7 protein-coding genes are annotated in these 4613 nt (G+C 58.7%); 4 read left to right on the plus strand and 3 right to left on the minus strand.

Annotated elements, in window-relative coordinates:
- Positions 1-154: 154 nt before the first annotated feature.
- The 3 genes from ACTJKS_RS27880 to ACTJKS_RS27890 all read right to left on the minus strand — a co-directional run bounded on the left by ACTJKS_RS27880 (position 155) and on the right by ACTJKS_RS27890 (position 2032).
- Positions 155-436 carry a phage antirepressor KilAC domain-containing protein gene (locus ACTJKS_RS27880; protein WP_440828973.1) on the minus strand — a complete coding sequence of 94 codons (282 nt, stop codon included), beginning with the start codon at positions 434-436 and terminating at the stop codon, positions 155-157.
- 10 nt (positions 437-446) lie between these two features.
- Complete coding sequence (locus ACTJKS_RS27885; protein WP_440828972.1) at positions 447-1037, minus strand: hypothetical protein; 591 nt, start codon at positions 1035-1037, stop codon at positions 447-449.
- A gap of 272 nt (positions 1038-1309) precedes the next feature.
- Complete coding sequence (locus tag ACTJKS_RS27890; RefSeq protein ID WP_266200175.1) at positions 1310-2032, minus strand: LexA family protein; 723 nt, start codon at positions 2030-2032, stop codon at positions 1310-1312.
- A 76-nt stretch (positions 2033-2108) separates the two neighbouring features.
- Between ACTJKS_RS27890 and ACTJKS_RS27895 the strand changes: the two genes are divergently transcribed.
- The 4 genes from ACTJKS_RS27895 to ACTJKS_RS27910 all read left to right on the plus strand — a co-directional run.
- A complete protein-coding gene (locus tag ACTJKS_RS27895) occupies positions 2109-2366 on the plus strand; it encodes a hypothetical protein (RefSeq protein WP_440829053.1) in 258 nt (85 codons plus the stop codon).
- 319 nt (positions 2367-2685) lie between these two features.
- The gene (locus ACTJKS_RS27900) at positions 2686-3204 is read left to right on the plus strand and encodes a phage regulatory CII family protein (RefSeq protein WP_083368989.1); all 519 of its coding nucleotides are present in this window, start codon (positions 2686-2688) and stop codon (positions 3202-3204) included.
- Positions 3197-3421 (plus strand): TraR/DksA family transcriptional regulator, encoded by a 225-nt coding sequence (locus ACTJKS_RS27905; protein WP_008080171.1) that lies wholly within the window; start codon positions 3197-3199, stop codon positions 3419-3421. Before ACTJKS_RS27900 ends, ACTJKS_RS27905 begins: the two co-directional genes overlap by 8 nt.
- Positions 3411-4613: toprim domain-containing protein (locus ACTJKS_RS27910; protein WP_440829052.1), on the plus strand; the 1203-nt coding region annotated here is incomplete at its 3' end. The genes ACTJKS_RS27905 and ACTJKS_RS27910, both read left to right, overlap by 11 nt.

The raw sequence follows: 4613 nt of genomic DNA on the forward strand, positions 1-4613 counted from the left end.
TTGTCGAGCCTCCTTGCGTTGTTGTCGTGCCGGGTGGTTCCAAGCGTTCAGGCAGTGGCGTCTGGTCAGCTCGCGCAGATGTTCGGGCACTTCGAGGAGCGCGGCGTTGCGCTCCTCACGTGTGCGCATGGCAATGATCTGGCGGGCGTACTCCCTAGGCCACGTCACGGCGATCTGCCGGGATGGCAGGAAGATCGATGTCCAACTGCTCGGCCAGCCAACGGATACCGGCCTGCTTCACCCGAGTCGACTGGCTGTACTGCATTCCGTGTTTCTCGTCATACCAGGGGCTGTCCTTGACCCGCAGGTACACCTTGTCGCGCTTTAGATCTGCCGGCAGGTTTCCCTTGAGCAAACCTTTCTCCCGCATGAGAGCGATCAGTTTGGGGCGAGTGAGGCCGAGTTGAGTGGCTGCTTGGGCTAGGGTGCGTTCCATAAACGGTTCCTCAAGCAGCATGCGCAGCAGGAGTGGCCGCTGCAGTAAGGTGGTTGATGGACTCAATGAGCTTTGCGTAGATCTCGGCATCGGGGTCGTACAGGGTGAAGCAACGCGTATGCGGGCTCTTGTTGCCGATGCTCAAGATGGCGGTGACGCCCCGGCGTGATTGGGTGCGATGCAGTGCCACATGAAGAGGAAGTTCAAAACCCATGTCGAGGCTCAGCACGCCGCCGGTGTGCACCAGTTCGAACACGCGCTGCTTGTCCTGGACATCAAAACGGCCGTATTGACGATCGGCATGCGGGCGATGCACCAGGTCGCTGGAGTTGCTCGCGTCGAACGGACCGTTGGCAATCTCTTCGATGAAGTCGGCGAGTTTGAGGTGCATCTTCTTGTCGTTCTGCAGGGTCAGCGTGTGGCGTTCGCTGCCCAGTTCGACGACAAAAGTGCTTTCCACTGTGCCGCGCTCAGCCTTGAGGCGAAACGCCAGGCATTCACGTTTCGGTGCTGTTCGCAGGACGTGGTTGAAGGTTTCGGTCAGGTTGACCTGGGCGTTGAGCAACTGCAGGGTGCGGTTGTCGATCTTGTACTTGATCATGCCGCGTGCCCTCCACCGTTCGGATCGATAGGAGAGGGCTGGCAGGACTTGGCAACAAGCTTGGGTTTGCTGTTATGAAGGACGACCAGACAGCCCGTGGCGAGCTGCAGCTGTTCGATCAGTTTGCGATTGCTGACGCATGCCGGATGGACATGCAAAGTTGCGGTGGTGCACATAGGTATTGCCTCGCTCTGTGGTAAAGAGTGAGGCAAATATCAACCAGTGGTTAAATTAAGTCAACAACCAGCGGGTGAAAATGTGAGATTGAGTATTCACTCGGGAGTGAATGAACCAACGATTTTCCCGCAAATCTGCATATCGTCCGTCATTTCAATGATGGGGTATTGCGGGTTGATAGGTTTCAAGTAGTGCTTTCCGGCATCCTTCACGAGCACTTTGAACGTGGCTTCGTTGCTACTCGGCAAAGAAGCGATCACTCGATCACCGTTGTTCACCGCGAGATCGGGGTCGACAAAAATGATGCAACCCTCAGGATAGCTGCGACCTGGGCCGGTATTTGTCATTGAGTCTCCAACAACGCGAAGCGCATACCCTGATCTGCTGATATTCACCGGGCAGGGCACCCATTGTTCGGCATGGAGCAGTTCGACGGTGGGGGCAATTTCGCACCAGGCTCCAGCTTGAACCCATGAAATCAGCGGCACTTTGTTCATGCTTGATGTCAAGGCAATAACGTTCTCGTCCTGCGCTACTTGCTGATTACCCGCTTCATGTGGAAAAACCGGCATGACGCCATGCTCGAGCCATTCTCTGCGCACGCCGAGCCAAGCAGACAGCGCCGTCAAACTATCGATTTCAGGAATAGCTGCCCCGTTGAGCCATTTGCTGACGGCTTGGGCGGTCTTAACCACGCCCTTGGAGCTGAGCTGTTTGATGATGTCTGCCCCTCGGCCACGCTGGCGAACACCATTGGCGTCCAGTGCAGTGTTAAGCCGCTCGGCAAACATAAGTCTTTCGGATTCTTTATCAATCATAGGTTGATAGTCACATAATGATTGCTAATCTGTCAGTTGAACATTATTATCAACCGACAGTTGAAAGGAGGCATTCATGCTTAAACCACAGAATTTTCCCAATGCCATTGCCTTCGCCTTTGAGGCAGTCGGCGGTATTGGAGCAGCAGCACGTGTGTGTGGACGCAGTTATCAAGCACTCAACAAGTGGAGGCTAGCAGCTTCGTTACCACGCACGGATTACACAGGTGAAACGAAGTACGCGAAATTGCTTGCTGCAGCTGCTCGAGAAAAAGGAAACCCATTCGACGCCGATTGGCTGCTTGGAAAATCTGCACCGCAGAAAGCTGCATAGAAAAAAGGCGACCCAAGGGTCGCCCAGTTTCTCCCGACAGCATCACCACAATGCAGTCGGGTCGCGATGTCGGAAGGCGAGCACACCACATGCCGCCGACTTTCATCGCGTTTCCAAGGCTCGGAAGCCTTGGTGTTGCTGCCGTTCTTACCACAGAGCTGGCAGCTGTTGCGCCAGGGGTGAACAACGGATTGTTCGCCCCGGCACGGTGCCGGTGTTGGTCTTACGAACCTAGCCGGCTTTGGGCCTCTCCAGACCACGCGGCAAATGTATCACCAACTTCTGTCGCGCGGCACTGGCAACTTTTAGGATTAATGCCATGAGCCGAATTGCTCTCAGTTCTCTGGAACGGGCGCAGCGGGAAATCCTGCCGCTCGATTTAGCGCTGTACCACGCCGCTCGCGATTACCCGGGCGGCGCTGCTGCCATCGCAGCCACGACCGGTCGTAACCCGACCACGCTGCAGCATAAACTGTCGCCGACCCACCCGAGCCACTCCATCAACATTCAGGAATTCGGCGAGATCCTCGAACTGACCAAGGATCGCCGCATTCTCGATGCGGTGCATGCGCTGGTCGGTGACACGGTCTGGCAGGAGCTGGCCGACACCTACACCAACGACATGCCCGAGACCCTCACCACCGGCATCGCTGAATACTTCCGCCAGGTCGCGGATCTGGCCGAGACCTGGGCCAAGAGCATCGGCGACGGTGTGGTGACTGATCAGGAACTGGCAGCGATTCGTCTGCAGGTGTTCCGGGGCATTCAAGGGCTACTCGGGTTGTTCAACCGCGCCACCTACGTCAACCAGACGACGCGAGGTGCCGACCGTGGCTGATATTGCTGATTTCGCCAACGATCTGGTGCAGGAACGCATCGATCAGGCCATGGCCGCGCGCAGCGCTGCCAAGGCCGAAAGCGCTGCCCATTCCTTGCTGTTCTGTGAAGCCTGCGACGACCCGATCCCGGAAGCACGCCGCCTGGCTCAACCGGGTTGCTCGCAGTGCATCAGTTGCCAATCCCTCTCTGAGCGGGGGATTCAGCATGCTCGATGAGGTATTGGGACAATTCGCCGATTACGGTCTGGAGCCGACACAACCGCTGGTGTTCGGCAAGCTGACCCGCTGCAAGACATCCCAGGACAAAGGCAAGGAAAAGAACGGCTGGTATGTGGTCCACGAGCAGCGCACGGAGAAGGGCGACACCCTGATCTTCGGCGCCTTCGGTGACTGGCGCTCGGGCGAGACGCAGAAGATCAAGGTCAAGGCCGGGCGGATGTCGCCGGAAGAGCGCGAAGTGATGCGCGCCCGCCAGGAAGAAGCCAAACGCCGCGCCGCGGAAATCGCGAACAACGCTGCGCGGCGGGCCGCGAAAAGGGCGCAGGGTCTGTTTGAGCGCATGCCGACCACCGGGCGCAGCGATTACCTGGACCGCAAACAGATTGTTGGCATTAACGTGCGTTACGCGCCGCGCACCGGCGCCGTATTGGTCCCAATGAAGAACGCCCGTGATCAGATCATGGGCCTGCAGGTGATCTTCCCGAACAAGCAGGAAGACACCGGCCGCGACAAATCCTACTGGCCCTACGGGATGGCTAAGGAGGGCACCTTTCACCTGCTCGGTCCGCACCCAGTACCGGGTGAACCGGTGCTGGTCTGTGAAGGTTACGCCACCGGCGCCAGCCTGCACATGGCGACGTCGCTCGCGGTGGCCGTGGCCTTCGATGCGGGCAACCTGCTGGCTGTGTGCAAGGTCATGCGCGAGCGCTTCGCCGGCTGCCCGCTGATCATCTGCCGCGATGACGACTGGAAGACCACCAAGCCCAACGGCGATGCCTGGAATCCGGGTGAGGAGAAGGCGAGCAACGCCGCTTTGATCGTCGGTGCCCAGGTGGTTGCGCCGATCTTCGCGGTCGAGCGCCACGACAAGTGGACCGACTTCAACGACCTGCATGTCGCCGAAGGTCTCGACGCAGTTCGCCGCCAAGTGCTGGCCGTGGTCCGCCCACCAGCAGCTGGTGGCTGGAAAGATCAGTTGGCCCGCAGCGAGAGCGGCGCCCTGATCGCGCACATGCAGAACGTCGAACTGATCCTCGCTCACGACGAACGCTGGGCCGGGGTGATCAGCTACTGCGCCTTCAGCTCGAAGATCGTCAAGCTGCGTGCCGCGCCCTATGGCGGTGGCACTGGCGAGTGGGCCGACATCGACGACGTGCGCGTGATGAAGTGGCTCGCGCAGCAGTACAAC

Source organism: Pseudomonas sp. 22189 (genome assembly GCF_052045635.1).
GTDB classification, from domain to species: Bacteria; Pseudomonadota; Gammaproteobacteria; order Pseudomonadales; family Pseudomonadaceae; genus Aquipseudomonas; species Aquipseudomonas parakoreensis.